Origin of the sequence: Streptomyces sp. NPDC006512, assembly GCF_040611935.1 — a bacterium.
Taxonomy (GTDB): domain Bacteria; phylum Actinomycetota; class Actinomycetes; order Streptomycetales; family Streptomycetaceae; genus Streptomyces.
The window spans coordinates 13,342-37,469 of the sequence record NZ_JBEXPG010000026.1; the positions used below are offsets into that span (position 1 = coordinate 13,342).

Annotated in this window: 26 protein-coding genes and 4 pseudogenes; 18 read left to right on the forward strand and 12 right to left on the reverse strand. The window is 68.2% G+C overall.

Annotation, left to right across the window (positions count from 1 at the left end; translation table 11 throughout):
- The first annotated feature begins 46 nt into the window (after positions 1 to 46).
- The 3 genes from ABZZ17_RS19375 to ABZZ17_RS19385 are packed head-to-tail and all read left to right on the forward strand — an operon-like array spanning position 47 to position 1,485.
- Positions 47 to 700: an HSP18 transcriptional regulator gene (locus ABZZ17_RS19375; protein WP_356877518.1), complete on the forward strand. Its 654-nt coding sequence runs from the start codon at positions 47 to 49 to the stop codon at positions 698 to 700.
- Positions 701 to 754: 54 nt separating this feature from the next.
- Positions 755 to 1,123 (forward strand): STAS domain-containing protein, encoded by a 369-nt coding sequence (locus ABZZ17_RS19380; protein ID WP_356877519.1) that lies wholly within the window; start codon positions 755 to 757, stop codon positions 1,121 to 1,123.
- 29 nt (positions 1,124 to 1,152) lie between these two features.
- Positions 1,153 to 1,485, forward strand: a complete 333-nt coding sequence (locus ABZZ17_RS19385) for a hypothetical protein (RefSeq protein ID WP_356877520.1) — start codon at positions 1,153 to 1,155, stop codon at positions 1,483 to 1,485.
- A 206-nt stretch (positions 1,486 to 1,691) separates the two neighbouring features.
- On the opposite strand, the gene ABZZ17_RS19390 is transcribed toward ABZZ17_RS19385, so the two are convergent.
- Positions 1,692 to 1,835, reverse strand: coding sequence for a hypothetical protein (locus ABZZ17_RS19390; protein WP_356877521.1), 144 nt, complete (start codon positions 1,833 to 1,835; stop codon positions 1,692 to 1,694).
- A gap of 291 nt (positions 1,836 to 2,126) precedes the next feature.
- Here ABZZ17_RS19390 and ABZZ17_RS19395 point away from each other — a divergent pair, with 291 nt between their 5' ends.
- Positions 2,127 to 2,423, forward strand: coding sequence for a hypothetical protein (locus tag ABZZ17_RS19395; RefSeq protein ID WP_356877522.1), 297 nt, complete (start codon positions 2,127 to 2,129; stop codon positions 2,421 to 2,423).
- Positions 2,424 to 2,542: 119 nt separating this feature from the next.
- On the opposite strand, the gene ABZZ17_RS19400 is transcribed toward ABZZ17_RS19395, so the two are convergent.
- The 3 genes from ABZZ17_RS19400 to ABZZ17_RS19410 all read right to left on the reverse strand — a co-directional run bounded on the left by ABZZ17_RS19400 (position 2,543) and on the right by ABZZ17_RS19410 (position 4,578).
- A complete protein-coding gene (locus ABZZ17_RS19400) occupies positions 2,543 to 3,016 on the reverse strand; it encodes a hypothetical protein (protein WP_356877523.1) in 474 nt (157 codons plus the stop codon).
- A complete protein-coding gene (locus ABZZ17_RS19405; protein ID WP_356877524.1) occupies positions 3,013 to 3,468 on the reverse strand; it encodes a DUF6228 family protein in 456 nt (151 codons plus the stop codon). The genes ABZZ17_RS19400 and ABZZ17_RS19405 overlap by 4 nt, the downstream gene beginning before the upstream one ends.
- A gap of 390 nt (positions 3,469 to 3,858) precedes the next feature.
- Entirely contained in the window at positions 3,859 to 4,578 is a 720-nt protein-coding gene (locus ABZZ17_RS19410; RefSeq protein WP_356877525.1) for an ATP-binding cassette domain-containing protein, read from the reverse strand.
- A gap of 16 nt (positions 4,579 to 4,594) precedes the next feature.
- Here ABZZ17_RS19410 and ABZZ17_RS19415 point away from each other — a divergent pair, with 16 nt between their 5' ends.
- The 3 genes from ABZZ17_RS19415 to ABZZ17_RS19425 all read left to right on the forward strand — a co-directional run bounded on the left by ABZZ17_RS19415 (position 4,595) and on the right by ABZZ17_RS19425 (position 6,434).
- Positions 4,595 to 5,191, forward strand: a complete 597-nt coding sequence (locus ABZZ17_RS19415) for a hypothetical protein (RefSeq protein ID WP_356877526.1) — start codon at positions 4,595 to 4,597, stop codon at positions 5,189 to 5,191.
- A 206-nt stretch (positions 5,192 to 5,397) separates the two neighbouring features.
- The gene (locus ABZZ17_RS19420; RefSeq protein WP_356877527.1) at positions 5,398 to 5,961 is read left to right on the forward strand and encodes a dihydrofolate reductase family protein; all 564 of its coding nucleotides are present in this window, start codon (positions 5,398 to 5,400) and stop codon (positions 5,959 to 5,961) included.
- A 140-nt stretch (positions 5,962 to 6,101) separates the two neighbouring features.
- The gene (locus tag ABZZ17_RS19425) at positions 6,102 to 6,434 is read left to right on the forward strand and encodes a hypothetical protein (RefSeq protein ID WP_356877528.1); all 333 of its coding nucleotides are present in this window, start codon (positions 6,102 to 6,104) and stop codon (positions 6,432 to 6,434) included.
- A 74-nt stretch (positions 6,435 to 6,508) separates the two neighbouring features.
- Here the strand turns inward: ABZZ17_RS19425 and ABZZ17_RS19430 are convergent, their stop codons facing one another.
- On the reverse strand, positions 6,509 to 6,952 hold the full coding sequence (locus ABZZ17_RS19430) for a hypothetical protein (protein ID WP_356877529.1): 444 nt from the start codon (positions 6,950 to 6,952) through the stop codon (positions 6,509 to 6,511).
- Positions 6,953 to 7,602: 650 nt separating this feature from the next.
- Here ABZZ17_RS19430 and ABZZ17_RS19435 point away from each other — a divergent pair.
- The 7 genes and pseudogenes from ABZZ17_RS19435 to ABZZ17_RS19465 all read left to right on the forward strand — a co-directional run.
- The gene (locus tag ABZZ17_RS19435) at positions 7,603 to 9,105 is read left to right on the forward strand and encodes a hypothetical protein (RefSeq protein WP_356877530.1); all 1,503 of its coding nucleotides are present in this window, start codon (positions 7,603 to 7,605) and stop codon (positions 9,103 to 9,105) included.
- A 477-nt stretch (positions 9,106 to 9,582) separates the two neighbouring features.
- On the forward strand, positions 9,583 to 9,771 hold the full coding sequence (locus tag ABZZ17_RS19440; protein ID WP_356877531.1) for a hypothetical protein: 189 nt from the start codon (positions 9,583 to 9,585) through the stop codon (positions 9,769 to 9,771).
- 459 nt (positions 9,772 to 10,230) lie between these two features.
- Positions 10,231 to 10,866 carry a hypothetical protein gene (locus ABZZ17_RS19445; RefSeq protein ID WP_356877532.1) on the forward strand — a complete coding sequence of 212 codons (636 nt, stop codon included), beginning with the start codon at positions 10,231 to 10,233 and terminating at the stop codon, positions 10,864 to 10,866.
- A gap of 11 nt (positions 10,867 to 10,877) precedes the next feature.
- A complete protein-coding gene (locus ABZZ17_RS19450) occupies positions 10,878 to 11,447 on the forward strand; it encodes a hypothetical protein (RefSeq protein ID WP_356877533.1) in 570 nt (189 codons plus the stop codon).
- Positions 11,447 to 12,643, forward strand: coding sequence for an MAB_1171c family putative transporter (locus tag ABZZ17_RS19455; protein ID WP_356877534.1), 1,197 nt, complete (start codon positions 11,447 to 11,449; stop codon positions 12,641 to 12,643). Before ABZZ17_RS19450 ends, ABZZ17_RS19455 begins: the two co-directional genes overlap by 1 nt.
- Positions 12,636 to 14,033, forward strand: coding sequence for an FAD-dependent monooxygenase (locus ABZZ17_RS19460; RefSeq protein WP_356877616.1), 1,398 nt, complete (start codon positions 12,636 to 12,638; stop codon positions 14,031 to 14,033). Before ABZZ17_RS19455 ends, ABZZ17_RS19460 begins: the two co-directional genes overlap by 8 nt.
- 17 nt (positions 14,034 to 14,050) lie before the next feature.
- Positions 14,051 to 14,146, forward strand: a pseudogene (locus ABZZ17_RS19465) (IS5/IS1182 family transposase); the annotation flags it as partial.
- Between the two features lie 254 nt (positions 14,147 to 14,400).
- On the opposite strand, the gene ABZZ17_RS19470 reads toward ABZZ17_RS19465, so the two are convergent.
- On the reverse strand, positions 14,401 to 15,546 hold the full coding sequence (locus ABZZ17_RS19470) for a hypothetical protein (RefSeq protein ID WP_356877535.1): 1,146 nt from the start codon (positions 15,544 to 15,546) through the stop codon (positions 14,401 to 14,403).
- Positions 15,547 to 15,838: 292 nt separating this feature from the next.
- Between ABZZ17_RS19470 and ABZZ17_RS19475 the strand changes: the two genes are divergently transcribed.
- Positions 15,839 to 16,243: a hypothetical protein gene (locus ABZZ17_RS19475; RefSeq protein ID WP_356877536.1), complete on the forward strand. Its 405-nt coding sequence runs from the start codon at positions 15,839 to 15,841 to the stop codon at positions 16,241 to 16,243.
- Here the strand turns inward: ABZZ17_RS19475 and ABZZ17_RS19480 are convergent.
- Positions 16,208 to 16,437, reverse strand: a pseudogene (locus ABZZ17_RS19480) (IS5/IS1182 family transposase); the annotation flags it as partial. The gene ABZZ17_RS19475 and the pseudogene ABZZ17_RS19480 sit on opposite strands and share 36 nt — an antisense overlap.
- Positions 16,438 to 16,735: 298 nt before the next feature.
- On the opposite strand from ABZZ17_RS19480, the gene ABZZ17_RS19485 reads away from it, so the two are divergent.
- The 3 genes and pseudogenes from ABZZ17_RS19485 to ABZZ17_RS19495 all read left to right on the forward strand — a co-directional run.
- Positions 16,736 to 17,761, forward strand: coding sequence for an ATP-grasp domain-containing protein (locus ABZZ17_RS19485; protein ID WP_356877537.1), 1,026 nt, complete (start codon positions 16,736 to 16,738; stop codon positions 17,759 to 17,761).
- Positions 17,758 to 18,957 (forward strand): MFS transporter, encoded by a 1,200-nt coding sequence (locus ABZZ17_RS19490; protein WP_356877538.1) that lies wholly within the window; start codon positions 17,758 to 17,760, stop codon positions 18,955 to 18,957. The genes ABZZ17_RS19485 and ABZZ17_RS19490 overlap by 4 nt, the downstream gene beginning before the upstream one ends.
- Before the next feature lie 40 nt (positions 18,958 to 18,997).
- A pseudogene (locus tag ABZZ17_RS19495) lies at positions 18,998 to 19,289 on the forward strand (hypothetical protein); the annotation flags it as partial.
- Positions 19,290 to 20,060: 771 nt separating this feature from the next.
- On the opposite strand, the pseudogene ABZZ17_RS19500 reads toward ABZZ17_RS19495, so the two are convergent.
- The 5 genes and pseudogenes from ABZZ17_RS19500 to ABZZ17_RS19520 form a co-directional block, all read right to left on the reverse strand.
- Positions 20,061 to 20,228 (reverse strand): annotated as a pseudogene (locus ABZZ17_RS19500) (6-carboxytetrahydropterin synthase); the annotation flags it as partial.
- A gap of 442 nt (positions 20,229 to 20,670) precedes the next feature.
- Entirely contained in the window at positions 20,671 to 21,093 is a 423-nt protein-coding gene (locus ABZZ17_RS19505; protein WP_356877539.1) for a hypothetical protein, read from the reverse strand.
- Between the two features lie 112 nt (positions 21,094 to 21,205).
- Positions 21,206 to 22,063, reverse strand: coding sequence for a hypothetical protein (locus ABZZ17_RS19510; RefSeq protein WP_356877540.1), 858 nt, complete (start codon positions 22,061 to 22,063; stop codon positions 21,206 to 21,208).
- On the reverse strand, positions 22,044 to 22,937 hold the full coding sequence (locus ABZZ17_RS19515; RefSeq protein WP_356877541.1) for an aldo/keto reductase: 894 nt from the start codon (positions 22,935 to 22,937) through the stop codon (positions 22,044 to 22,046). Before ABZZ17_RS19515 ends, ABZZ17_RS19510 begins: the two co-directional genes overlap by 20 nt.
- The gene (locus ABZZ17_RS19520; RefSeq protein ID WP_356877542.1) at positions 22,934 to 24,118 is read right to left on the reverse strand and encodes a cupin domain-containing protein; all 1,185 of its coding nucleotides are present in this window, start codon (positions 24,116 to 24,118) and stop codon (positions 22,934 to 22,936) included. Before ABZZ17_RS19520 ends, ABZZ17_RS19515 begins: the two co-directional genes overlap by 4 nt.
- Between the last annotated feature and the right edge of the window lie 10 nt (positions 24,119 to 24,128).

Sequence of the window (24,128 nt, forward strand, 5' to 3'; positions counted from 1 at the left end):
CCTAGTAGATGTCACCTGAAGGGCGACTGGAATCGCGGAGGGTGCCATGCGGCAGCCAGAACCTTTCAGCCTCAACGCGGCCGTCACCGCGCTGGAGACCATCAGCCAGGCCTTGGAAGAAGCCGGCCTCGGAGCCCCCGGCGAGCCCTCGGCCTCACCCGAATCCGGTCCTCATCCGGCCCTGGCCGCGCTGACGATGCTGCGTGAGGTCCGTGAGCAGCTGGCCGGGTGGGAGAGCGGGCTGGTCGAGGCGGCCCGGGAGAACGGTGCGAGCTGGGCGGACCTCGCCGGCCCCCTCGGTGTGGCCAGCCGCCAGGCCGCCGAGCGCCGCTACCTGCGCCTGCGCCCCGGAGCCGTCGGCAGCACCGGTGAACAGCGTGTCGCGGCCACCCGGAACTCCCGCGCCGCGGACCGCACCGTCGCCGCGTGGGCCCGCAGCAACGCCGCGGACCTGCGCCGTCTGGCCGGGCAGGTCAGCTCACTGAGTGACCTGCCGCCCGGTGCGGCAGCGTCCATGGAGGAGCTGGACCAGGCGCTCGCGGACAACGACGTGGCCCGGCTCGTCGAACCCCTCAGCGGAGCCCGCGAGCATCTGCGTCCACAGGACGCGGAACTCGCCGAGCGCATCGACGCGCTGACCCGCCACACCGACCAGCTGCGCCAGGACAGCCACGACCAGCGCAACACCCGGACAACCTGATCTCCAGCCCGTGTCGCGCCGCCGTGGCGCGGCCTTTCGAGAGGGTGCTCTGTCATGACCGTGAATCCGTCAGGGGCCGCCGGTGAGAACGGCGTGAGCGTGGACGTGCTGGACCACGTGGTGGCCGTGCGGCCGGTCGGTGAGATCGACATCGCCGCCGGCCCGCACCTGAGCCGCGCGCTGGCCGAAGCACTGCGGCACGCCACCCCCGCCAGGCCGCTCGTCCTGGACTGCAGCCGGCTCACGTTCTGCGACTCCGCAGGCCTCAACGCCCTCCTCGTCGCCCGGCAGACCGCCCAGAAAGCGGGCATCGACATCCGCCTGGACTCCCCCAACCGGCAGATGCAGCGCCTCCTGGACATCACCGGCACCCTCCCCCTCTTCCCCCTCCACACACCCCCGTCCAACGGAAAGCCCACGTGAGCACACCCTCACCCTTATACACACCGGCCATGGATGACCAGGAGGCCGAGGTCCTGCTGGTGCGGGTGCGGTGGGCGCTCGCCCAGCTCGGCTTCGAGGAGATCGCCACCGGCGCGGAAGGCGTGCACCTCATCGAGCACGCCCGCGGCGTCATGATCGGCTGGATACCCCAGGACATCACCCCGCCCCGCAGACCAGAACCCCGCCGCAACCAGCCCCCGGACCCCGACCCCGAGCTGTCCGGGCTCCGCCGCGCCTTCGGCCTCGCGCTGGCCGCCGCGCTGCGGGGTGCCGGCTTCACCGTCGAAACCCGCGAAGACGAATGGCTCCTCGTCCTCGACACCTTCACCGACAAGCCGTAACGGCCCCGGCAGGGGCGGGGCAGTTCGTCCCGCGCCGCCGGTCATCCGGCCGGTGTGGCCGGTGCGGTCGGTGTGGCCGGCGCGGTCGGTGTGGCCGGCGGCTTCAACGGCTGGAAACCCGGCCTCCATCCGTCTGCGGAACGGTCAGACGGGAGCCCCGCGGTCGGCGGGGCCGGTGCGCACGGAACAGTAAGCGGGTCGGGCCGTCACCGGCGGACGGCGAAGCCGATGCCGAGCAGACCCCCGATGGGGGTCCTGCGGTCCAGCACCAGCTGCCACGGTTCCGGGGCTGGCATGGCGGTGGCGTCGATGTAGCGGTCGCGCAGCTTCTGCTGGCACTCCGTGATCAACTCGTCTCCCCAAGGCTGTCTGAGCCGAGGGTAAGAGACCAGCGTCGTCGGCGGGGTCGGCGGTGAACTCACCGGCTGATCCGTAGTCACCAGTACAGAACCGGTGAGTTCCGAGCCCACAGGTCAGGGCACGTTGAGGGCCTGGATCTCACCGATCGCCGACGCGTCTGGCTCTGGCGAGTGGTGGTGATCGTGCCTCTCTGTCCCGTGCCCTCCCAAGCCACGTCCCATGTGCTGGTGGCGGTGACCGGTTAGCGGCCGCCCGGCGCCTGGGCGCTGGTCCGCTCGTACATGTCACCGCACGTCGGGGACGGCTGCTTCCCGGACTCCAGTGAGTACGGGGTGCCCGGGCCGGCGCAGCTGATGGTGGCGCCGTCGCCCATCGTCCAGCAGACCGTGCTGACCGTCGCCGTGGCAGTGACCGTGACGAACCCGGCTCGCAACACCGCCCTCGTCGAACTCGCCTCCGAGCTGCCCGCGGTCGTGGTCAGCCGTCTGCTCGGCATCCACCAGAACACCGCCGACACCTGGGAGCGCATCGCCGGCCGGGCCAACAGCTACACCGCTGAGGTCGCCAACCGCCGGTGATTGTCCCGTCTCTCTCGACGTGGGCCATCCTGGTGCGCTGACCTGGGGTGGTTCAGATTGACTGCGACGGGACAGGCTGACTCGTCTCGCTCAACCTGAGCAGAGCGCGCCGTACGGGCTTACGTGTTCTGGGGATGCTGGTGGGTGCGCCAGAGGCGTCTGAGGGCTTCGAGTTCAGTTCGGGGGAAGTGCTCACCCCACTTGCCTCGGTAGCCGCTCTCGCCGTAGGTCTTTGCGACCTCGTCGAAGCAACGGATCACAGCGCGGGCGAGCTGGTCGAGGCCGAGCTGACTCGACCAAATCTCGTTTCCCTTGTGGTCGTGGTCTCTGCCGTCGCGTAGTTCGAGCACGCGGATCCAGGTGTCGTCGCCTTCGCGGTAGAAGATCCACCGGTAGACGGTCGGCTCGGCCTCGAACTGGGCACGGGTCTCTGCCTCGCCGGCGACGAGCCGGGCCACCGCGGTCAGGAAATCCTCGGGCGCATTGCTGATGTAGGACGCAGTGAGCTCGACTTTCACCTGGTGATCTTCAACGGTGCAGTCGGCCCACCCGGATCCAGCCAGCGTCCAGGTGATGCGCATGCCGGATGTCACGGCTGCTCCATGGTGAGGAAGCTCCGGACGTCGGCCGCCAGGGAAGCCATCTGCTCGCCGGCCTCCAGCCAAGTGGTCACCGAGGCGCCCCAGCCGCCAGCGGCCTGTGGCCACGGCCGCAAGGCCCAGGTCAGCCCGACGTAGCCACCGGACCGGAAGACGGCCGACACCGTCAGGTCTCGATCGTTGGTCTGCCAGCTCCGCTCGCCGTCCCATCCCCTGTAGTCGGCAACGAGCTCGTCCAGGAACGCGGCGAGATCGCTGTCCCAGATCCAGGCGACGACCTCGTTGACACGAGCCGTCAGGCCCGGGGCCCGTAGCTCGACGGCATAGTGCACCGAGTCCGCGTCAAAGCTGAACCGGTCACAGAACGTCACACCCACGGATGAGTTGTCCTGGCAGCGAATGGTCACGCTGGACTTGTCATCAAAGTGGCCGCCTGGGGATGTCATGCAAGGAACGCTAAGCCAGTGCTGCCGTGATCGTCATCCGGATTCGCCGCTGACACCGTGCAACAGGGCCACGGCGAGCTCACGCAGGCGGTCCATGGTGATGCCGGCACGCCACCGGCCGCAACGCGCGCATTGCGCAACTTCTGATAGCCGGAACTACCAGCATCGGGTTCGGGGTGGTGCATGTTGCTCCTTGGCGTCGCGGGAGTGGCGGGGCCGCGACGGTATGCGCGGCCCCGCGTGGACCTTTGCTGGGGGACGCGGGGCAGCGGTCCTGGGCGAGGGCGTACAGCTCGCCGAGCAAACTCCCTTCGGTCGCGACGAGTTCATCGAAGGAGCCCTGCTCCCGGACGGTTCCCTGGTCGAGGACGATCACCCGGTCGGCCATCCTCACGTTGTCGAGGCGGTGGGTGACCACGACGGTGATCCGGTCCGAGGCCGTGGCCGCGGCTCCCGGAAGATCTGGTGCTCTCCTCGGGCGTCCATTTCGCTGGTCGGCTCGTCCAGGACGAGTACGGCCGGCTCCCGGTACATCGCCCGTGCGCAGGCCAGCCTCTGCCAATGCCCTCCGGAGAGCTCGTGGCCGCCCCACACCGACCGGGCGAGCAGCGTCTCCAGTTCCTCGGGAAGTTCTCGCAGGGCCTTGGTCATGCCGACCCGTTCGACCGCGTCCCAGATCCGCTCATCGCCGTGCTCGCGGGGCTGGCCCAGGGTGATGTTCTCCCGGGCGGCGAGCGGCCATTGCCCGTTCTTCTGCGGCACCAGGCCCACGTTTCTCCACACCGATTCCGCGTCGGCGTCGGCCAGGTCGGTATCGTCCCACAGGACCATGCCGTCGGTCGGGACGGTCAGTCCTGTGAGCATGCGGATCAGTGTGGACTTGCCGGCGCCGTTCTCCCCGACGAGGGCGACTACTTCGCCGCGGTTCAGGGTGAGGGTGATCGGCTTGACGGCCCCGGCCTCCTTGCTCGGGTAGGTGTACGAGGCGCCTTCCAGGCGGATCTGCTGCGGGGGCGTGGCCCGCGTGGTGCCGCGGGCTGTGGTCATGGTGCGGACCTCGTCGATGAACTCGTAGTAGTCGGAGAGGTAGAGCCCGTGGTGGAACAGCACCGTCGAGTAGCAGGGGATGCAAGGTGGTGAGCACCAGGGCCGCGGAGGCGAGCTGGACGAGGCCGTTGGTGAGGGTCTTGGCGTCGTCGGCGAGGTCGACGGCGCGCAGCGCGCCGATCTCGGCCGCCTGGCTCCGGTCGCCGAACCCTTCCGCGTCGTAGGCGGCGAGTTCGGCCCGCATGTGGAGGTCCACGAGCTGCAGGTCCGCAGCCGAGGCGATCTTCGGATTCAGGCGCCGGGTCGCCCAGTCAGCGAGGATCCACATGGACGCGCCGGTGGCCATCGCGACGACGGCGACGGTCAGCGCCGGCCAGGCATGGGCCAGGCCCTGGCGGGGGTTGTCGGCCATCAGCTGCGGCAGGGCCTTCGCGACCGCGGTGAGCATCACCGCCGTGCCGACGCCGGACAGCAGCTGGCAGACGACGATCGTCAGGGCCATGCGCCGGTCGACGCTCCAGGCCAGGCTGGCCGTCTGGACCATGGCCGCGGGAATGCGCCGGGCCATGTCCCACAAGGTGGCGTCGTCCATCGCCCGACGGTGCTTGCGCCCGTTGTAGTCGAGCTCCGGCGGCGCCGAGGGCTGCTGTGCGCCCGTCCGCGCGGCCGGGAGTGAAGCCGCCTCGCCGCCGATGGTGGCTGCGCGGTGGGGGCTCGGTCCGGTGGTGCGGTGCGGTCATCCGAACACCCCCGCCATCAGCCGGTCCAGGGTGCGGCGTCCGCGTGCGATGGACGGGCCGTTCCACTCAGATCGCGCACCTATGGGTTTCCCGCGCCGCGCCGGTCGGTATGCGTGAGACCGACTCACGGAAGGCTGGCGCCATGCGGAAACTGATCTACGGCATGAACCTGACCCTGGACGGCTACATCGCCGCGCCCGGCGACGACATCGGCTGGGGCGTGCCGAGCGACGAGCTGTTCCAGTTCTGGTCCGACCAGTTGCTGGCGACCGACCTGTCGCTGTACGGGCGCAAGCTGTGGCAGACGATGAGCTCCTACTGGCCGACCGGCGACCAGCAGCCCAACGCCACCCCGGCGGAGATCGAGTTCGCGCGCCGCTGGCGGGACATGTCGAAGGTGGTGTTCTCCTCGACGATCGACGAGGTCGACTGGAACACCCGCCTGGTCACCGGCGACGCGGTCGCCGAGATCACCCGGCTCAAGGCCGAGGACGGCGGCCCGATGGACATCGGCGGCGCGACGCTCGCCGGGGCGGCCATGCGGGCCGGACTCATTGACGAGTACGTGCTGGCCACCGCGCCGGTCCTGGCGGGCAGCGGCACGCGGTTCTTCACGGCGCTGGACAACCGCGTGAACCTGAACCTGCTGGAGACACGGACGTTTCCCGGCGGCGTGGTCCTTACCCGGTACGAGACGAGGCGCTGAACAGCTTCCCGCCGTCTCACGGCTGCTGGACTGCCAGGTGTGGTGAGAGCGCTCTGCTTGCTGTTTGGGATGCCCGTGGAAGCGGCTGCGGTGTGTATGCCGGGTGCCTGACTCTGCGGTCCGTCAGGTTGGATGGCACCGTGGCGAGACGACCCAAGACGAAGAAGAAGCGGCCCCCCTTCGGCATACCGAAGGAGATCATCCTGCTGGCTGGGCAAGACGTGTGGCCGTACACGTTCATCGCCGACGACTCGGGTGGCGGATGCGGCAAGGTCCCGATGCCCGCCGAGGTGGCCCTTGAGGACGTGCAGACGGCGATCTTCACACCGCTTGCGGACCTCACCCGCGTATTCCACGGCGTTGAGATCGACGTTGAGTGGTCCTCCCTGACGCCGGATTCGTGGGTAGGCCACATCCGGCGTGTCACCGCGGAGGAGCCTGATCCGCCTGGCGCGGTACCTGAAGTCGGCTGACCACGGGTCGGGTCACCACAACAACGCATTTCGGGTTCTGTTGGTGAGGGAAGCCCGCCCGAAGGGCATGCCCCTCACCATGTCGGCGGCAACGGCAGCCCCGTCGACCAGCGAGCTGAAGGGTTAGTGAAGATACCCAGGGCCTGTGTTACCGTCTCACCGCTGTCCGACCTGTAGATCGTCGTATTCACCGTGACCGAATACGAAATCCGGTGGATGAATACATTCTTCGCCGCGATCCTCAACTTGAGGACCAAAGCGCGATCACCGCCATCATCCTCAGGGAACACCGGCTTGACCTTGGCTCCCATCTGATCGACAGCCGCAATGGATTTCGGCGATCCGAAGAACTCCGAAGGGGTGCTGATCGACGCCAGGGACGCCGTCACCACGGCTGCAACACGCATGCGGGGATGGGTTCCAAACTTCTGCACCTCCCCGCCCGAATAGGGGATGTACGAAAAAACATCCTCTTCGACTACCTCTTCAGAAGCCGCGGCGGGGAAGTCGAATATCAACTGTCCGCTATAGAATGTCAGAACCTTGAGGTTCTGCGATAGCGGATCGGACGCATCAGGTAGCGGGTGCGGATATTCGGCACCATGTAGGGGGCGATGACATCGTGTGGGGACCCGACGGATTCGAGTGGGAGCCGGAGCGCCATGGTTTCCTCCAAGGCAGATCCAGTGGGTTTCCGCGTCACGCCGCCGAAGCGGCGGCCCCCTGACGGTTGTTACCAGTATGAGCGTCCCGACAGGGGTCTGCCACCAGTGCCGCGTCGGCAGCAAACCATGACGGACCAGGCACGCCCAAGCCCCGAAGCGCCGGCTGCAACCCAGAGTCGATGACGCCTTCAGGCTTGCTGGAGGCTGGAGTGGCCGCGGTCCGCGGTCTACGGCCAGGTCAACGTGGCGTTCCGGGTCAACGTGCCGTTCCGGGTCAAGGCAGAGAAGTCGACTTCGGTGAAGTCGGCTTCGGTTACGCGTGGGCGAGCGGGTCGTGGGGGTGCAGCGAGCTCGGCGGTGCGCCATGTCACCGTCCGTGGAAGCCCGTTCGGGTGACATGGATCAGGCTCGACGTAAGGGCTGGCATGGTTCGGACCTGGAAAGTGCCCCCGTCCTTGGCTCTTCGTACGAGACCATCTGGCGTATGAGCCGAGGAGGGATGCGTGGGTAAGCGCGAGCGCCGCCGCAAGCGGGAACAGGCGAAGCGGAAGCAGCAGCGGCCGGGTACTACACCCGCTTCGGTGGTCTTCGACTTTCCGGCGGAGGGTCCGCGGCTTCGGGCTGTCATCAAGCCGGGCCTCGATCCGCAGGTCCAGGAGCTCGCCCGTCTGTACTGGGAGATCAACGAGGCCGGCAAGTGGGCCCGTACCGTCTCCAGCATCGGCGACTCCCAGTGGGTGGCCTCCACGGCAACCGGCGCGTCGTACGCCGTTCTGCTCGGCTCGCTCTGCCTCCACTGTGACGAGCCCCTTCGCGTGACGAACCGTTCATGGGCCGCGAAGGTCGCCGGCACCTACCTCGACAGGAAGAACGAGAAGTACATCTGCTCGGACTGCTCCGCGATCCAAGAGGCGGAGGCCGCCCTTCAGCGCGAGCGCGAGGCAGAGAAGGCCCGGGTCGCCAAGGAGATCGCCGACGCCAAGCAGGCGGAAGACCGGCGGCGGCTCACCGAGACGCTGGCGAGGGAGGAAGCGAAGGACGGAACGGACTACGCCGTCCCGTACCGGAACAAGGCTGCCCTGGCCTTCTACGTTGCCCTCACCGGCTACGCCACCACCGCGGCCCCGGGCAAACCGCTGCCCAGCATCAGTGACATCGGGACGCTTGCCTGGACCGGCGACCCGCAGCGGGACGCGGACATGCTGAGTGAGCTCTACGCTTGCGGTTTGCTCGCCCTCGACCCCAGCACGCCCGCCACGGCGTTCAGCACGTCGGCCGAGGACGAAGTCACGTTCGATCTCGGGTGCGCGAGGTGGCGAATGGCGGGCGGTATCGGGACCACGAAGACCGTTTCACAGAGCCTTTCGGCCATTCTCCGGACACGGCCCGGCCCTGAAGCACATGAGTACCGCTCCGCACTCCAACACCTCGTGGAGGAGATGGAGATGCTCGATGTCGTCGCCTACCTCGACGGTCTGCTGGTCAAGAAGTACAACTACCCCGCGGTGCCCGAGGCCAGGCGCGAGGAACTCACCGAGATCGTCCGCGGGGGATTCGACGCCGGCTACACCTCGGGCCAGATGTTCTGCTTCGCATGGCGGGCCGCCGACTCCGCAGCGGCCTGGAAGGAGCGCAGCGGGCCGAAGATCGGTCCGCCCGAGGCGGCCTCGGCGAGCGTGACCAGCCTCGGGGGAAAGATCGCGAAGGCGATCGAGCTTCGCCACTCGATCCCTGAGTACGACCCGCCCCGCTGGCACGCCACCCCTGTTGCGCTCGGAGCCTTGCGGAAGGTCAACGCGGATGTCCGTCGGGTCTACGACCGCACCGTCATGGGCGCCTGCGACCAGTGCGACGAAAACGGGATCACCCTCGAATCCCGGGACGACGGGCATGGACGCTCGACCGTTGCCAGGTGCGTCCACCCCAAGGACATCCCCTCCCAGCGGGAGGAGGAGGCGCTGTTCTGGTCGGACGACGAACCGGAGGACGAACCGGTCGACTGCTGACACCACGAGCAACGCGTACTACGCCCGGGCCAGCATCGGCCAGTACGGGCGACAGGAGGAACACCTGATGCAACAGAACCGCTGGGGTCAACAGCCGAAGCCGCGCTCGGGGGGCGCTGTCCGGCCTCGTCCCCTCCTGGTTTCGACGGGTGGAGTGTCGTTACCTGCAACGGGGCCGTCGGCCACCCCTGCCGCACTCCCTCCGGGCGCCCCGCCGACCACCACCGGGCCCGGCGGGACGATGCGGGACTGCCCCCGTACGAGGACTGGACGAAGCAGGGGCTGATCCCGAAGCACAGGCCCAGTCCACTGGCTGTTGTTCTCGGTGCCAGCCTTGCGGCCCGCAAGGAGTTCGGGATCGAGGAGTGTCTGGGTGATGCCGTAGCGGTCGTCCGTCACGTCCTGGCCGACCTGCCCAGCTTCGCTGCAGGCGACGACACGGCATACGACCGGCTCGATGACGCCGTACGCGCGCTGGTGCTGGCCCGCGGCCCCGAGGCGAGTGCGGACCTGATCACCGTACTGGCCATCCAGGTCGTCACGCTCACCGCCGGCACCGCTCCCAACGGCGCCGCCGACGCGGCGTTCACTGCCTCGATCCGATCGCACGTCGAGCAGGTGCGCCACCAACAGCGGGAGGAGCGGCGCGTGCCCGCCGGAGAGTGATCGCGGAACCGGTGGGTCGGATCTGCGGGGGTGGGGTCTGCGCTGGATGACGAGCCGGCAGTGCCGCAGGGCGGGTCGGTCAGGACCAGGGGGGTGGCACTGCGGCGATCGCCGCTTTCCAGTCCTTCAAGGACTCGGGCGCCAGCTGTCCGGGGGATAACTGGACGGGCCGCTTCACGGGCCTCAGGTCACCCACGGCCTCGGCGCCGGCTCAAGCCAGAAGTGGCTTGCATGGGCATGCCGGGATTCGAAGCCGTGAAACCGCGCTGCGGTCGTCGCCTGCGCCACGATCCTGGTCCCCAACTGTGCGACTGTCAACGGTCGTTGGCAATCCAGCCACGATCGTTGGTGATCCGGCCACGATCGTTGGTGAAGCTTGGCCGCAGGCCGAATCGGCGACGTATGGTCGCACCACATACCAGCGACCTGGTCGTCACTCTCAACTCTGGGAGCACATCGGTGAGCAAGCCCCACCCCCCTCTCAGCGAGACGTTGGCACGGCTTGACGCGCTGATCACCGAGAGGGGCCTCGACCGCGCCGAGGTCGTCGACGTCTCCGCGCTCTCCAGCCGCACGCTGTTGACGGAAGGGGAGGTCAACAGGCTGCTGGCGGGTGAGGAACTTCCAGAAGAGAGCATCAACGAACGCGTCAGCGGGCGCGTCAAGATCCTCTTCGAAAAGCTCGTGGCTGAGACGGGAAGGCGGGCTACCGACGTACGCCGGGAGATCGCTTCTCAGCTCGGCCTGTCTCCCGAGTGGGTGCGGCAGCTGTGCCTCGGCGCCAAGGTGCCGGCCATTGAACACGGAGTTCCCCTGCAGGAATACTTCGAGAAGTTCTTCGGGACCGAGGAGGGGTTCCTGTGGGCGACGAAGTCACAGCTGCTGAACAGGGCACTTCAGTCGGCACTCATGGAACTCGAACGTCTGCCCGACCAAAGTCGACTTGAATACCACCCGAACGACCCCATGAACCAGATCATGGAGGAACTCGGGTTGTCAGGTACCTCCACCCGCGCAAAGACCCTCTCGCATGCGAGAAAGACCACTCTCGCCAAGAAGATCCGCGAGTGGATCGACGAGGACGGCGACGAGTGAGCACCAGGGCGATGAAGACCCTGCTCGCAGATCTCGCCAGGGAGACCGCCAGGATTCTGGAGTTTCCTGCCGAGCCGGAAGAGTTGATGCAGACGCTGTGCAACGTCATGTCCGAGCAAATGCCGGAACAGATGAAGAAACCCATCAGGTTGAGGATCCGCCCGTTCCCCGACAGTACCGGGGCCTCGGGGCTCACGCTGGAGGGCGACAAGTTCATTTTGGTCATCGTGGAACAGCGCACACCGCCGGAGCATCAGCTCACGATCTTGGGGCACGAACTGTGGCACATCAAGAGCGGAGACTGCGGCCATCATGGAATACCGGTCGCCGCTGCCGCCCGCCGCTTCGGTACGGATGACGACATCCCGTGGGGGGAATTGCTCAGGATCGCGGCACGCTCGGACGTACAGGCCGATCACAATGTGAAGGCTGAGATACGAGCCGAGGAGTTCGGCCTGCTCGTCGGCAGCCGATTCCGGTCGTGGTTACCCGGTCCACGCGCCCGCGACACGATTACCCAACGAACTCGGGCGGGCCGAATAGCCTCATCACTCACGGCCAGAAGCGGACCAATGGGCTGATGGAAGCAACTGACTTACGCATCCCGTATATGGTGCCCGCCGTCTTCTTCGTGGTGGCGCTACTCATCAAGCTACCCACTCTCAGGCGCGCCTTTCGCGATCCCAATGTCCGCTCGACCAGCCTGATGCTGTTCCTGGCGACGCTGATCTTCCTCTCCATCGCACCCACCTCCGTCCACAGGATCAATACACTCATCGGAGTCCCGAATGTCGCCGCACCGTGGACATATTCATTGCTCACCGGCTTTGGCGGCTGCTGCCTCAGCATGCTCATCACATGGCAGGACGGACCGGGACCACAGCGCCTTCGGCGCACACGCCGCGTGTGGATCATTCACGTGGGGATAATCGCGGCCCTCTGGGTTTCGTTCTTCATGGCGGATGTCCCCACCGAGCGCATAACGGATCTCGATACCTATTACGCCACCACGCCATGGATGCGGGAGCACATTCTCCTCTACCTGCTGGCCCACATGGCCTCGGCCATGGCCGCGGTCCGGCTGATCCTGCCCTGGGTCAAGGAACTCGAGTCGGCTTGGCTACGAGCGGGTCTACGCCTCCTTCAGGCAGGCTATGCATGCGGCCTCGTTTTCGATGTCACAAAACTATGCGCACTCGCCGCCCGCTGGTTCGGCACCCCCGACTGGGATTTCCTGAGCTTGCACATCGCCCCCAACTTCGCATTGCTCAACGGCATTCTGGTCGCCCTCGGTTTCATCCTCCCCCAAGCCGGCCCGTTCCTGCGGGATCGTTGGACTGATCATGCGACCTACCGTCGTCTGAGGCCGCTGTGGCGGCTGCTCCACTCGATCGACCCGTCGCCCGTGCCCCTCCGCGTCCGCCAGTTCTCCCCCTTCCCCCTGCGTCTGATGCGACGACAGACGAACATTCGCGACGGTCTGTTGCTCCTGGCGCCTCACCTTGACGACCAGCGTCGCCGTACCGCGTTCCACTCCGCATTGGAGGCCGGGTACGAGGAGCACTACGCGCGGGGAATGGCCGGCGCGATCGACATCCTTGTGGCGGTCGATCTCTTCCGCAGCGCTAAGAGGCCTGAGGACGGTGAAAGCTCCGCCCCGATCAGCAGTGAACTGATCAGCGTGGAACCGATTTCGCTCGCTCTCCGATCCCCGTCACGAGTTGAAGCCGTTCGACGGCTCGCTGAAAACAGAAAGAGTAGTCACACCGATGGATGAAGGCTCTACCGCACCGCGGCGTACGGCAATAGTGGTCGGCGGAGGAATGACGGGCATGCTTGCCGCAGCCGTTCTGGCCGACTTCGCCGACGTCACGATCATCGAGCGCGACGCACTGCCCGAAGGCCCCGAGCCTCGAAAAGGACTTCCTCAAGCACGCCATGGCCATCTGCTGTGGTCTGGCGGAGTCAAGGCATTCGAGGAACTCCTGCCCGGCATCGTCGACCGACTCGTCACCCATGGCGCCCGTCGCGTCCCGGTCATGGCGGGTCTCGTCTCGAAGGCCCCCTCCGGCCAGTGGTTCCGCCGCTTCGACGCCTGCCACCACACCAACCTCGTCTGCAGTCGTGATCTGCTCGACGCGACCATTCGCACGGAAGTCCTACGGAACCCTCGCATCACTTTGCGTCAGGAAACCGAACTCCTGGCTCTGGAGGGTGACGCGCGCTGGGTGACCGGAGTACGCATCAGGTCCGCCGGCGCCGAAACGTCACTGGCCGCAGACCTCGTGATCGATGCGAGTGGACGAGGCAGCCAGGCACCCACGTGGCTGAAAAACCTGGGCGTACCAGCGTTGGAGGAGCGTGTCGTCGATGCCGGCGTCGGCTATGCGAGCCGCATCTACCATGCGCCTGGCAGCACCGCCGACGGTTTCCCGCTCGTCAACGTGCAGGCGAACCCCAGCGACGCCCCTGGCCGAGGCGGCATCATCATCCCGATCGAAAACGGACGCTGGATGGTGACCCTCTCCGGCACCCGCGGCGGACAGCCCTCGAATCGGAACGACGACTTCCTCGATTTCGCCAATTCGTTGAGCGATCCCGTCATCGGTGAACTGCTCGCAAACGCAAAGCCCGTCGCCGATGTCGTCACCACCCGTAGCACCGCCAACAAGCGGCGATTCTACGAGAAGGCCGCGCACTGGCCGTCCGGATTCGCTGTCCTCGGCGACGCCGTCGCCGGATACAACCCCGTCTACGGACACGGACTGACCGTTTCGGCCCAATGCGCCGTCGCACTCAGAGACGTGCTCCACAGCCACGAGCTCGGTAGCCGCGGAACGGCCCGCCGCGTTCAACGAGCCGTCGCACGTCCGGTGGGAATCGCTTGGGCTTTGGCGGTGGGTCAGGACGTCTTCTATCCGGGGGCCAGCGGGAAGCCGCCGACAAAGCTGGAGAAATTCCTCGCATCCTTCATCGACCGCGCCGTCGATGCCGGCGCACGCAACCCGCATGCCCTGAGTGCTCTCCTGGACGTCATGAGCATGGAGCGGCCGCCCTCCCGACTGTTCAAGCCCGACATGCTGCGCCACATGTTCACGGGCCGGAAACTCGCCTACCTGGATGCCGCTCCGCTCTCCGAACGCGAACGGAAGTCCGTCGCCGCCTGAGGCCCGAGAACGCAGATTGGGAGATCCTCTGCGGCTGCCGACTCAAAGGCGACGGCGTCCGTCACACCGTGCGCGGCATCGCCCGCCTGCACGACCTCGCCCTCGCCGGATAGGCGAGCGGAACCCGCAGCGACCGAACCGGTTCCCGGCCACGCAAAAATCATTAACGGGTCGGCGGGCATGGCGACGCTGGGTTCTTCGCCTCGGCGCGGATGCGAAACGCGAGCGTCGGCACGCGGAGGAAGTACGCCTTCGCGGATGCCGACGAGGCCAACGTCCGGCGCGCGGCCGGGCGGACGTTGTTGGACCCCCGGCCTGCGGATCTTTCCCGGCAAGGGCATGCCCTGCGTCCTGGACCCGAAGCGGATCAGCCGTGGTCCTCCCATTGAGCCTGGCAGAACCGAGCCCCACTCACCACAGTGTCCCCGGCTCTACAGGTCCGTACGTACATGTTGAGACCGTCCACCCCCAGATCGCCGCCACAGCCGATCACCAGGCCCAGATCTCGCTCTTCGATGTGCTGGATCAGGGCTGTGTCAACGGCCGAGACCGCCATGCCGATCAGTGGGATGCCACTGAACTCGACCTGAGGCCCAGTCCGTCCGTGAATGGTGACAGCGCCGAGAGTGGGGGGCCAGTTGTAGCCACTGGAGTAGTGAGCGGTTACGCCTACGCGGTCGAAGCGTTCCTCGCCCAAGATCCACTGTCCCAGGCCTTCCCACGACCTTCCGAACGGATACCGGCCATGGCGCGTGGTCGGCTCGTCGCTCAGTGCCGCAGCCACTTCCTGTGGCTTCATACCGAACCTGAGCGGACCGACGTTCTCCAACGGTGTCCAGTCCCAGTGCTGTCGCTCCTGCTCAGCCCTTACTGGCCACGCCCCCACGTTCGGCGGCTCGTCACGGACGTCGCGCCAACGGATGACCGGTTCTGACCCGAACGGGTTCTTCGCCAGTTCGGGGCCGACCAGCAGCGCGTTGGTGATCATCGTGTCCAATCGCTGCGTGTACCCCTCGGGCGTCAACCCCCGCTCCTGTGCGGCGCCCAGGGAGACCCCCCATGCCTCGACTTCCGGATCACCGCTCCAGTTCACTCGCACGGAAACCCCTTGCCGGAGCGCGAGGTCCTGAATGTCTGCGCGTACCTCGGACGGCACCCGGGCTATGAGGCCGATGTCCCCCAGGCGCACCAACGGCCCATCCATCGCATCGATCGCTACGGCAACCAGGCCATCGTCCTCGCCGTAGATCGCAGTCACACCCCAGTCCGTGTAGTAGCCCCAGCCGATGCCGCTGCCGCTGCCCAACCCTTGCGAGACATGGGCAACCGCTCCGTCCAGGGCCGATGCCACTTCGTCCGGGTTCATCCCGAACCGCAACGGCCCTACTTCCACCAATGGCTCAAGCACCCACTCCGCCCGATCCCCGGGCTTCCTGGTCCACCAATGCACGGCAACCCCCCACGATTGCTCCGCATACCCCTGACGCCACCCGCCAGTGATCTTGTAGATCAACCTAGATGCGACCTCCGACACGACGGGACTGACGCCGAGGGCAACAGTTCGGCATAGGCGAGAGAGCGGGAGGCAGGCAAGGGCATCCGGTCTGACCGAACTCCTCGCCCACGAACTCCGTGCGTGCGGCCGCGAGCTCGTCATCGAGCACCCGCACGTCCCTCTGCCGCGCGTCGTCAAGACGCCCACCACCTACCCCGACCAGGAGACCGCCCGGTAATTCGACGCTTCCGCCGCTGCGGCCACGCTCCCGGCACCCTCGTCGCGGGGTGCCGTCGGGCAGCATGGGGCGATGGACTTCGATCAGCCGTTGCCTCGCGAGCTGAAAGCCGTCGATTCGGCCTCGTTGTTCAGGCTGGAGGAGCGGGCGTACGACCTCGGCCTGAGCCAGCGGTTGGACCCGGCTTGGGTGCGAGCGAGTGTGGCGCCCGGTGGCACCCACTACTTGTGGCCGGCCCTGTGGCACAGCCTGTCCCACCGCCCGGACGTTCCACGTCAGCTGCGGTGCGAGCTGTTGATCACTCTGCGTACGGGAGACTGCGTGACGAGTCTGCTGGACGTGCTTCCGGACCACTTCGTCCCGCTGCCGAGGGTGACCTCACGCGAAGAAGGCATGCGGGTCAGCCAGCGCTTTGACCGTGCGCCTTCGGTCCGGGAACGGCTACTGCGGGAGGGCGAGGGCTCGGACGCGTTGTGACAGGCGGCGCCAGCAGATGCGTGCGCATCCCGGGGTGAGGCAGGCCTCGTGGATGTCGTCGCGGCTTTCCCAGCGGATCCACGGGCGGCGGAACCAGTGCGGGTGGGCGACGGCGCGCTCGGCACCCAGCGTTTGATTCCGAGTCCGGAGCCGTGTTCGGTGCCGCGTCGCGCGATCAGCGGCTTCACGTTCCTGCCCGTACTGCGGCTGATCGCGGAGGCGGACGAGCACCTCTACTCCGACTACTCCGACTCTGCGACGGTCTTCGACGCCACCATTCCAACGAGGGTCTGCTGGACCGGGTACTGGTCCATCCGTACGCGGACGGCCACCACACGGTTCATCGCCTGTGGCCGGGAATCCCCCACCACGCCCTGCACCGGGTGCACTTCATACTTATGGTGCAGGACCCGGAGTACGCCCGGCGTATCAGAGACCGCCACCGCCTGCTGGACACCCCTCAGGCAGTCGCCTCGGATGAACAGGAAGAAGGTGCGCAATGACCGTGCGCGGTGGGTGGCGGTGCCGATGAGCGACGCGTACGTGGAAGCCGTCGCCGTGATCAACGAGTCACTCGGCCTCCCCGGCAACGGCCCCGGCGCGCCGCGGGCCGCGAACGACGAGGCGCGGATGCGCGAGATCCTGCGCGGCTCCGCGGCCGGCGCGGTCACCGCCGCGCGGGTCTCCAACGCCGACGAGGTCCAGGGATTCGCTGCGGAGGCGGGCTACCCGTTCGTCCTCGAGCCCGTTGACGGACCGGGCAGCCTGGGCGTGACCCTCGTACCGGATGAGAAGGGTCTGGACGACGCCGTCGCCCGGACCCCGGGCACGGCAGCGCCGGGCCCGGAGGGTACGTGGATAGCCGAGGAGTTCCTGAACGGACCCGAGTTCAGCGTCGAGACCTTCAGCACCGGCGGCACGCACCATCTCCTCTCGGTCACCGAGAAGTTCAAGGGACCGAACTTCGTCGAGGCAGGACACCTGGTGCCGGCGCGCCTCTCCGCCGACGCCGTGCGGGAGGTGACGGCCGAGGTAGGCGCGTGTCCCGACGCCGTGGGGCTGATGGAGGGGCCGGCCCACACCGAGATCGTGCTCACCGCCAGGGGGCGGCACATCGTCGAGACCCACTGCCGTCCCGGCGGCGGCATCGTCGAACTCGTACGGCCGGCGGTGGGCCTGGACGTCCAGCGGATCACCTTCGACTGGCTCGCCGGGCGCCCGCTGGACCTGGAGGGCACCGCCCGGCCGCGGGCCGCCTCGACCTGGTTCCTCACACCGGGGGCCGGGACGGTGACGGACATCGGCGGCCTGGACGCGGCCGAGTCGGCCGAAGGCGTTACGGAGGCGTACCTCACCGTCGCGCCCGGCTCAGTCATCGGCGAGCTGCGCAGCTCCTCCGACCGCTCGGGGGCGGCCAGCGCCACCGGCGACACCCCGGACGAGGCACTGCGCCTGGCCCGGGAAGCGGTCGGCCGTTTCGAGATCACCGTCGAGCCCGCAACCGCGCCCACGTCATGACACCGGACCACACGGGACTCGGCCGCTACCGCCGACTGCTGTCCGGGCCGGGAATGGCCGGGTGCGCGGTGGCCGCACTCGCGAGCAAGCTACAGGGCTCGATGTTCACCTTGAGCCTGCTGCTCACCGTCGCGGCGACCCGCTCCTACGGCGTCGCCGGCGCCGTGGCCGCGGTATCCGCCCTCGGCGGTATCGCGGCGCCCGCCCGCGGACGGCTGCTCGACCGGCTGCCCTACGCCGCAGTGCTCTGGAGCGCCATCGCCCTCCACGCGGCCCTGGTCGCCCTGATCGTGGTCAACGAGCTGGCGCACGGGCCTGTCCTGCTCACCTTCGCCGGCGCGCTGGCCGCGAACACCGTGGCCCCGCCGGTGGGCGTGCTGAGCCGCGTCATGTGGAGGTCCGTCACCGGTGAGGAGACCCGCTCGACGGCGCTCGCGCTGGACGCGGTGCTGGCCGACGCCGGATTCATCGTGGGCCCGCTGCTGGTGGGCGCCCTCAGCTCCGTCCTCGTACCGCAAGTGGCCCTGGGCACCAGCGTCCTGACCAGCGTGCTCGCGACGGTGCTGCTGCTGCGGGCGCTGGCCGGCCGCGAACCCGCCAAGTCCGTCGGCAAGGAGCAGAACTGGAAGGGATCGCTCACCAGCGTTCCGCTGCGGATGCACCTCGGCTGCGCCCTGTTCTTCTCCGCTGCGGTCGGGGTCGTCGAGGTGAGTCTGATCTCGCACGGCGGGGAACTCCTCGGCAGCGTGTCGGTGAGCGTGCTGGCCGCCGGCAGCATCGCGGGCGGGCTGCTGATCGGCGCGCTGCCGCCGGAGCGGGCCGCCCAGGTGTCGCGGCTGCCGCGCCTGCTCGTGTACCTGGGCCTGGCCGCAACGGTCTTGGCGGTGGCGGGCACCGGCAACACGATGGTGGCCATCGCTCTCATGCTGACCGTCGGGACGGCCTTCGGGCCGTGTTTCGTCGCCGTGTACGGACTGACGGGCGATCTCGCGCCCGCAGGTACTGCGGCGGAGACCCAGGCCTGGGTGGGTGCGGCGCTACAAAGCGGCTCCGCGCTGGGCCAGGCGGCGGGCGCCTTCGCCTTCGGGCTGTGGGGGTTCAGCGCGGGGGTCGGTCTGGCCCCGGTCTTCGCTCTCCTGGCCGCGGGCCTGGGAGCGCTCACGGCCCGCCTGCCCCGACCCGTGCCGGCGCCATAGCACCGATCATGATCCGGCCCCTGAGCACCACGGAGTCCCGTTGACTGTCCTGCGTCTGTCCCCCGAGGTCGCGGCAGCCTTCCCCACCGCCCTGATCGCCCTGGTCACGGCCGAGGGCCTGCGCGGGCACGAGCCGTGGCCCCGAGAGCGATGCCGCCCTGGCGGACCTCGAGCAGTCGGTCGCCGCCGGTGACTGGTCGCCCGCGGACGAGACCGATCCTCGCATCGCCTCCTGGTACGACGCGTACCGCTCCTTCGGTACGAACCCCCGCCGCGAGCGACCCAGCGGGGACGCCCTCGGCCGCCGCCTCGCCCGCAAGGGCACGCTCCCCCCGCACTCGAGCAGCACGGCGGTCCGCTTCCTCGGCGGTGGGAACAACGTGAAGCTCTGTATGGAGCCGGTTGGAGATCGGTTCCTGTGAGCCAGGCGATCGATGGATAGTGGCCAGTTGGCTCTCCCAACTGGCGGCCATTCAGCGGAGCTCATCTGGCTATGGATGGTGACGCCGCGTGCATCGACAGGTGGCCCGGCTTCCGTTGTCACCGGGCTGGACGTAGGAACGGGTCGAGGTTCGCCGTCTGGTCCCCAGATGCCGGAGTTTCCCTGGTAGTGCCAGGCGCCGGCTTGGACCTGTTCCCATCCTCGGCGGTTGGCGTAGGCGACGAACAGACGCCAGATGCTGGCCATGGCGGGGATGAGGTGGCGGGTGGCGTCCTGGTACCGAACGCGGCTCCTGGTCGTAGGTGAGCACCGCCCGCTTGGCCTGGCTCCAGCAGGCGGTACGTGCCACGAAGTCCCGTTCAAGATCCTCGCCCGAGCAAACGAAATCACCGACCGTCAGCAGCAGCGCTTCCCTCGGGTCGGCGGCGACGCCGTCGCGGACGACGTCTTCCGCTACAACCCCCGCCTCTGCGGCCGGGCTCCGGCGGTGCGCTCTCGCTCGTACGTGTAAATCCTGGTCCGCTGGCGAACCCCTCCCCCGTCGTCGGATGGGAGATGAAGCAGAGGCGAGCCCAAAGTCCGGGCCGCGTCTACGCCGACATCCTGCGCCGTGGACGAGCTGGGCCGTAGGTGGCCGGACAGCAGACGGTCGAGGTAGGCGTCACGCCGAGCGGTAGGCCGCCGCCGTGTCGCGGGTCTCCGAGACGCGTACCGCCGACGGGCCCTGCAGCCGATCGACCCAGTGCTCGTAGGCCCACACGGCGAAGAGCTCGGCGGTCGGCCGCTCGACGACATCGTTCAGGTGCCGCCCGTGCAGAACGGCCTCGGCCCACTGCTGGAGTGCCGACTCGTCTTCGACCCACTGCTGGAGCGCCTACTCGTGCCCGCCAGCCGTGGACGCGGCCTGTCCGGAGGGAAACTTCGAATCCCAGCTCGTAGAGGTGCCGGTGGATGCTGTGCGCGGGATGCCACCGGGGCAGCACGGGCGAAGCGTGGGTCGCCTCGAAGCACAGGGTGATCTCTCGCGTGGTAACGAACACCGGATGCCCCCCTCGGCAGCATGACCTCCCGGGGGAGCGTAACGCCGTGCCCCGAAAGGTCGCCCACGCTACCGAGCATGGATCCGATCCGAAGCCGTTCCGGGGAGCACCTGCCGGATCCGCGTAGGTTGTGTCTTGGGCCGAACGAGGTATTCGCGGCCACCTCCCCGGCCGACGGTGGGAGGTGCTCCACATGATGCGGTCATGACGCGTTCACGTGAGACCGCAGACCTAGACCATGGTCAGGAGGTGATCCGTGGGGCCGTAGTCGATCTTCCAGTCGGCATAGACCCCAACGGCGCCGTCCATCCGGCATCGGAGTCCAACCGTCACCCAACGGACTGAGCCGCCGCCGACGAGCGAGAAGGCGACTGCCGTCTCGAACTCCTCGCTCCCACACGGGCAGCAGGCCTCGCCAGGGTCCAGGTCCTCCCAGAACTCCTCGCTATCCGCGATGAACGCGCGGCCGCCGCAACCAGCGCACACCCTCTCGGCTCCGCCCTCGACATCGTCAACGAGCATGAAGAACACGCGCCCGTCGCACCCGACGCAGACGGAAGGCACGATCTTCACCGGACGGCCGTCGGCGGCGTTCAGCAGAAACACCGCAAGCTCCGCAGAGACACCCTCGCCAACCTGATCATCAGCATGCACAGGCACATCGTTCCAGACGCCGGAACCAGCACCCATCCACCTTGACCAAAGAGGTAGTGCCCCCGGGGCCACGCACTGCTGCGTGGCCCCGGGGGTACGAATGAGCGCGGTGTCAGGTAGTGGTCCTGGGACCCGTAGGGATCGGGGGGCGCACTCCCGTCATTTCCTCGGCGCGCCGGCGCAGTAGTGGGGCCAGCTCCACGTACCAACCGCGGCCGACCGCCTGGAGCATTTCGGCGAGGGCGATCTGTTCGCCGATCCGGCCGGCGGGGGTGTCGAGGACGTCGGCGAACTCGGTGCGGATGCGTTCGGCGACGGTGGGGACGCGGAGGCTGTTGACGTAGAGCATGGCCGGGTCGTAGCCGACGGGGACGGCGCCCCAGCGTTCCCAGTCGAGGATGACGAGGGGGTGGTGGGTGAGGTTGGCCCACTGCAGATCGGCGTGTCCGGTGACGCGTTCGGCGATGGTCGGCGCTGGGATGCCGAGGAACTCGGGGAATACGCGGTCCGCCCAGGACTGCCGGATGGTCTCGCGGGGTGGTTCAGCGGTGCTGAGGGCGTCCAGGCTCTCCCGCAGCGTTGCCCACCAGGAATCCGGCAGCCCCGGGTCGGCGGTGAGGTCGGGAGTTTCCGGGGAGATGACGGGCTGGGCGATGTAGTCGATCAGTTCGGCCTCGAAGACGTACTCCCCTCGTTCCCACCGGTGCAGGTCGTGGAGGTGCGGGCGGGACACCTTGTCCGACACGCGTTCCTCGGCGAGCGCAATGCCCTCGTTCCTGGTGGCGGGGGTCTTGGCGGCCTCGCCGCAGTGGACACGGAGCCAGTGGCCGCCATCGGTGCGGGAGCCGATGGTCCGGCCGAGCCACCCCCATGCCAGACGCCCCGTCGGAGCGGTGCCCAGGTGCTCGGAGGCGGCGGCGAGCGCGTCCACCATGCGTGCCCTGGTGGTCTCATCGTTGGGCGAGTACATCGGTGACCCTCCTGAGCTGGCCCGGTTCGAGCGGGCAGGCGATGGCGTCCTTGGCGGCGTTCCAGTGCTGCGCAGTGCTGGCGGACAGCAGTACCACGTCCAGGCTCGGGCAGGATGCCGCAGCCAGGAGGCAGGCGGCGGCCGGGCTGATGCCGGGGCGGATGAAGTCGCTGAGTTCTGGCGTTGTCAGGTCCAGAAGTTCGCCGCCGTGCAGCGGCGAGGAGCCGAAGGTGAGCAGGCCGGCCGAGCGGGCCTGGACCAGCGGGCCCCGCCCGTCCAGGGCGAGTGCGATCGGGCGGACCATGACGAGGCTGATCGGCTGCTGGACGGCACCGAGATGGTGTTCACCCGATCCGGCGGCCTCCTTGGCCAGGCCGAGGAGTTCGGGGACGGTGAACGCATCGTGCTGGAAGCCTGACCAGGTGGCCACTCCGTATCCGGCGATGCGACCTGCGGTGGCGTACTCCTCCAGTACGGAGAAGGCCCCGCGCAGCCGCGCATGCAGCACCGAGCGGTCCTGGTGGGCGTGCTCGGGGTTGTGGACGAACACTATGTCGGCGCGGCCCAGGGCGGTGAGGGAGCGATCGGTCTGCCAGCGGGTGAAGTCGGGGCGGAGACTGTGGCCGGCGGCGGCTTCCTCGTGCGTGAGGACGCCGGCCGCCAGCGCGGCCTGACCTTCCACCTGGGTGAAGAACCCTGTCTTCGTCGCGACCATGGCGCACGTGTGGTCAGCGATCACACGGCCGATGGCCTGGTGGGCAGCGGCATAGTTGGGCGCCGTGTCCAGCCAGACCAGCCCGTCGGAGCACGCGGTGCGCGCTGCCTCCTCGACGGCGCGCACCCTGTACGTTCCGAGCCCGAGAGAGGCGGTCACCTGGTCGCCCCGATGACGGCGGCGGCCTGACCACCGACCAGAGCTGTGACGACCTCAGCGCTCTGGCCGACGGTGAGGCCGGATTCGGCGGCGAGGTCCCCGAGAGTGACCGGCTCACCGTCGGCCAAGCGGCGGAGCAGTGGGGCGGCGGGGAGGCCGAAGGTCCACTCGCGGCCGGCGCCGGAGAACGTGACCGCCTCGGCGTCCTGGTCCACCCGGGCGCGGGACACGGTGACCTGGACGGTGATCCCAGGCTGGGCTGGAACGGTGGCCAGGTGCGGCAGGGAAAGGCGCGGATGACCGGGGTGCGTGGTGTCCAGCGACCTTTCCCAGCGGTCGAGAACCGCCGGGTCCTCCAGGGCGGCCAGCACCTCCTTGCGTACGGAGGCCAGGTAGTCCATGCGCTCCTCGGGGGTGCTGAAGCGCGGGATGTCGGAGCGGACGGTGGCGCTGGTGCGCAGGTCGTCGCACAGCCACCCGAGGAACTCGGCACCGGTCTGCGTGGCCAGTCCGAAGGTGAGGTGGAGCGATGCGGTGCCCTGGTCGGCGCTCACCGCGTGCCACCAGCCGCGCGGCAGGTAGAGCAGGTCCCCGGCCGTGAGTACGATGTCCGCGATCGGCTCGCTCGTCGGAGCCTTGGGGGCCTCGACGTCGCGCCAGGCGGGGGACTGCCGGGTGGGCCCGTAGATCTTCCACCGCTTGGAGCCTTCGAGCTGGAGGACCACGACGTCATGGTCGTCCCAGTGGGTTCCGAAGCCCTCCTCGGCGGTCCACGAGGCGTAGGCGTTGACCTGGACGGGCGTGCGGAAGAACCGTTCGAGACCGACGGCGGCCTCGCGGACGGGCGGGTGCATCTGGTCGATCGCGTCGATCACCAGGGAGGCGCCGTCGGCGAGACGGGCGTGGAACTCGGCGGGCTGGGGCTGGTACCACGACACCCCGCGCCGATTCGTGCGCAGGACGGAGTACGCCGTGGCAGGTACGGCCTCGCCCGCACGCGAGAGCCGCATGCGGGGCGGCTCCAGCCGGTGCACGGCGACGATCTCGTTGAGGTCCTCCCAGGTCAGTAGCGAAGGGACGGCGGCGCCATCTGAGCGGATCACTGTGTGGGCGCGGAAACACGTCTGGGCGAGGAACATGTCCCCGCCCAGACGCTGCGCCCACGATGCGGAATCAATCACCGTGGGTCTC

Coding starts and splice junctions, on each gene's coding strand:
- ABZZ17_RS19385 (WP_356877520.1), top strand. CDS start 1,153: ATGGATGACCAGGAGGCCGAGGTCCTGCTGGTGCGGGTGCGGTGGGCG.
- ABZZ17_RS19405 (WP_356877524.1), bottom strand. CDS start 3,468: ATGACATCCCCAGGCGGCCACTTTGATGACAAGTCCAGCGTGACCATT.
- ABZZ17_RS19395 (WP_356877522.1), top strand. CDS start 2,127: ATGTCACCGCACGTCGGGGACGGCTGCTTCCCGGACTCCAGTGAGTAC.
- ABZZ17_RS19510 (WP_356877540.1), bottom strand. CDS start 22,063: ATGTACTCGCCCAACGATGAGACCACCAGGGCACGCATGGTGGACGCG.
- ABZZ17_RS19420 (WP_356877527.1), top strand. CDS start 5,398: ATGCGGAAACTGATCTACGGCATGAACCTGACCCTGGACGGCTACATC.
- ABZZ17_RS19475 (WP_356877536.1), top strand. CDS start 15,839: ATGGACTTCGATCAGCCGTTGCCTCGCGAGCTGAAAGCCGTCGATTCG.
- ABZZ17_RS19455 (WP_356877534.1), top strand. CDS start 11,447: ATGGAAGCAACTGACTTACGCATCCCGTATATGGTGCCCGCCGTCTTC.
- ABZZ17_RS19490 (WP_356877538.1), top strand. CDS start 17,758: ATGACACCGGACCACACGGGACTCGGCCGCTACCGCCGACTGCTGTCC.
- ABZZ17_RS19450 (WP_356877533.1), top strand. CDS start 10,878: ATGAAGACCCTGCTCGCAGATCTCGCCAGGGAGACCGCCAGGATTCTG.
- ABZZ17_RS19415 (WP_356877526.1), top strand. CDS start 4,595: ATGCAAGGTGGTGAGCACCAGGGCCGCGGAGGCGAGCTGGACGAGGCC.
- ABZZ17_RS19460 (WP_356877616.1), top strand. CDS start 12,636: ATGGATGAAGGCTCTACCGCACCGCGGCGTACGGCAATAGTGGTCGGC.
- ABZZ17_RS19380 (WP_356877519.1), top strand. CDS start 755: ATGACCGTGAATCCGTCAGGGGCCGCCGGTGAGAACGGCGTGAGCGTG.
- ABZZ17_RS19375 (WP_356877518.1), top strand. CDS start 47: ATGCGGCAGCCAGAACCTTTCAGCCTCAACGCGGCCGTCACCGCGCTG.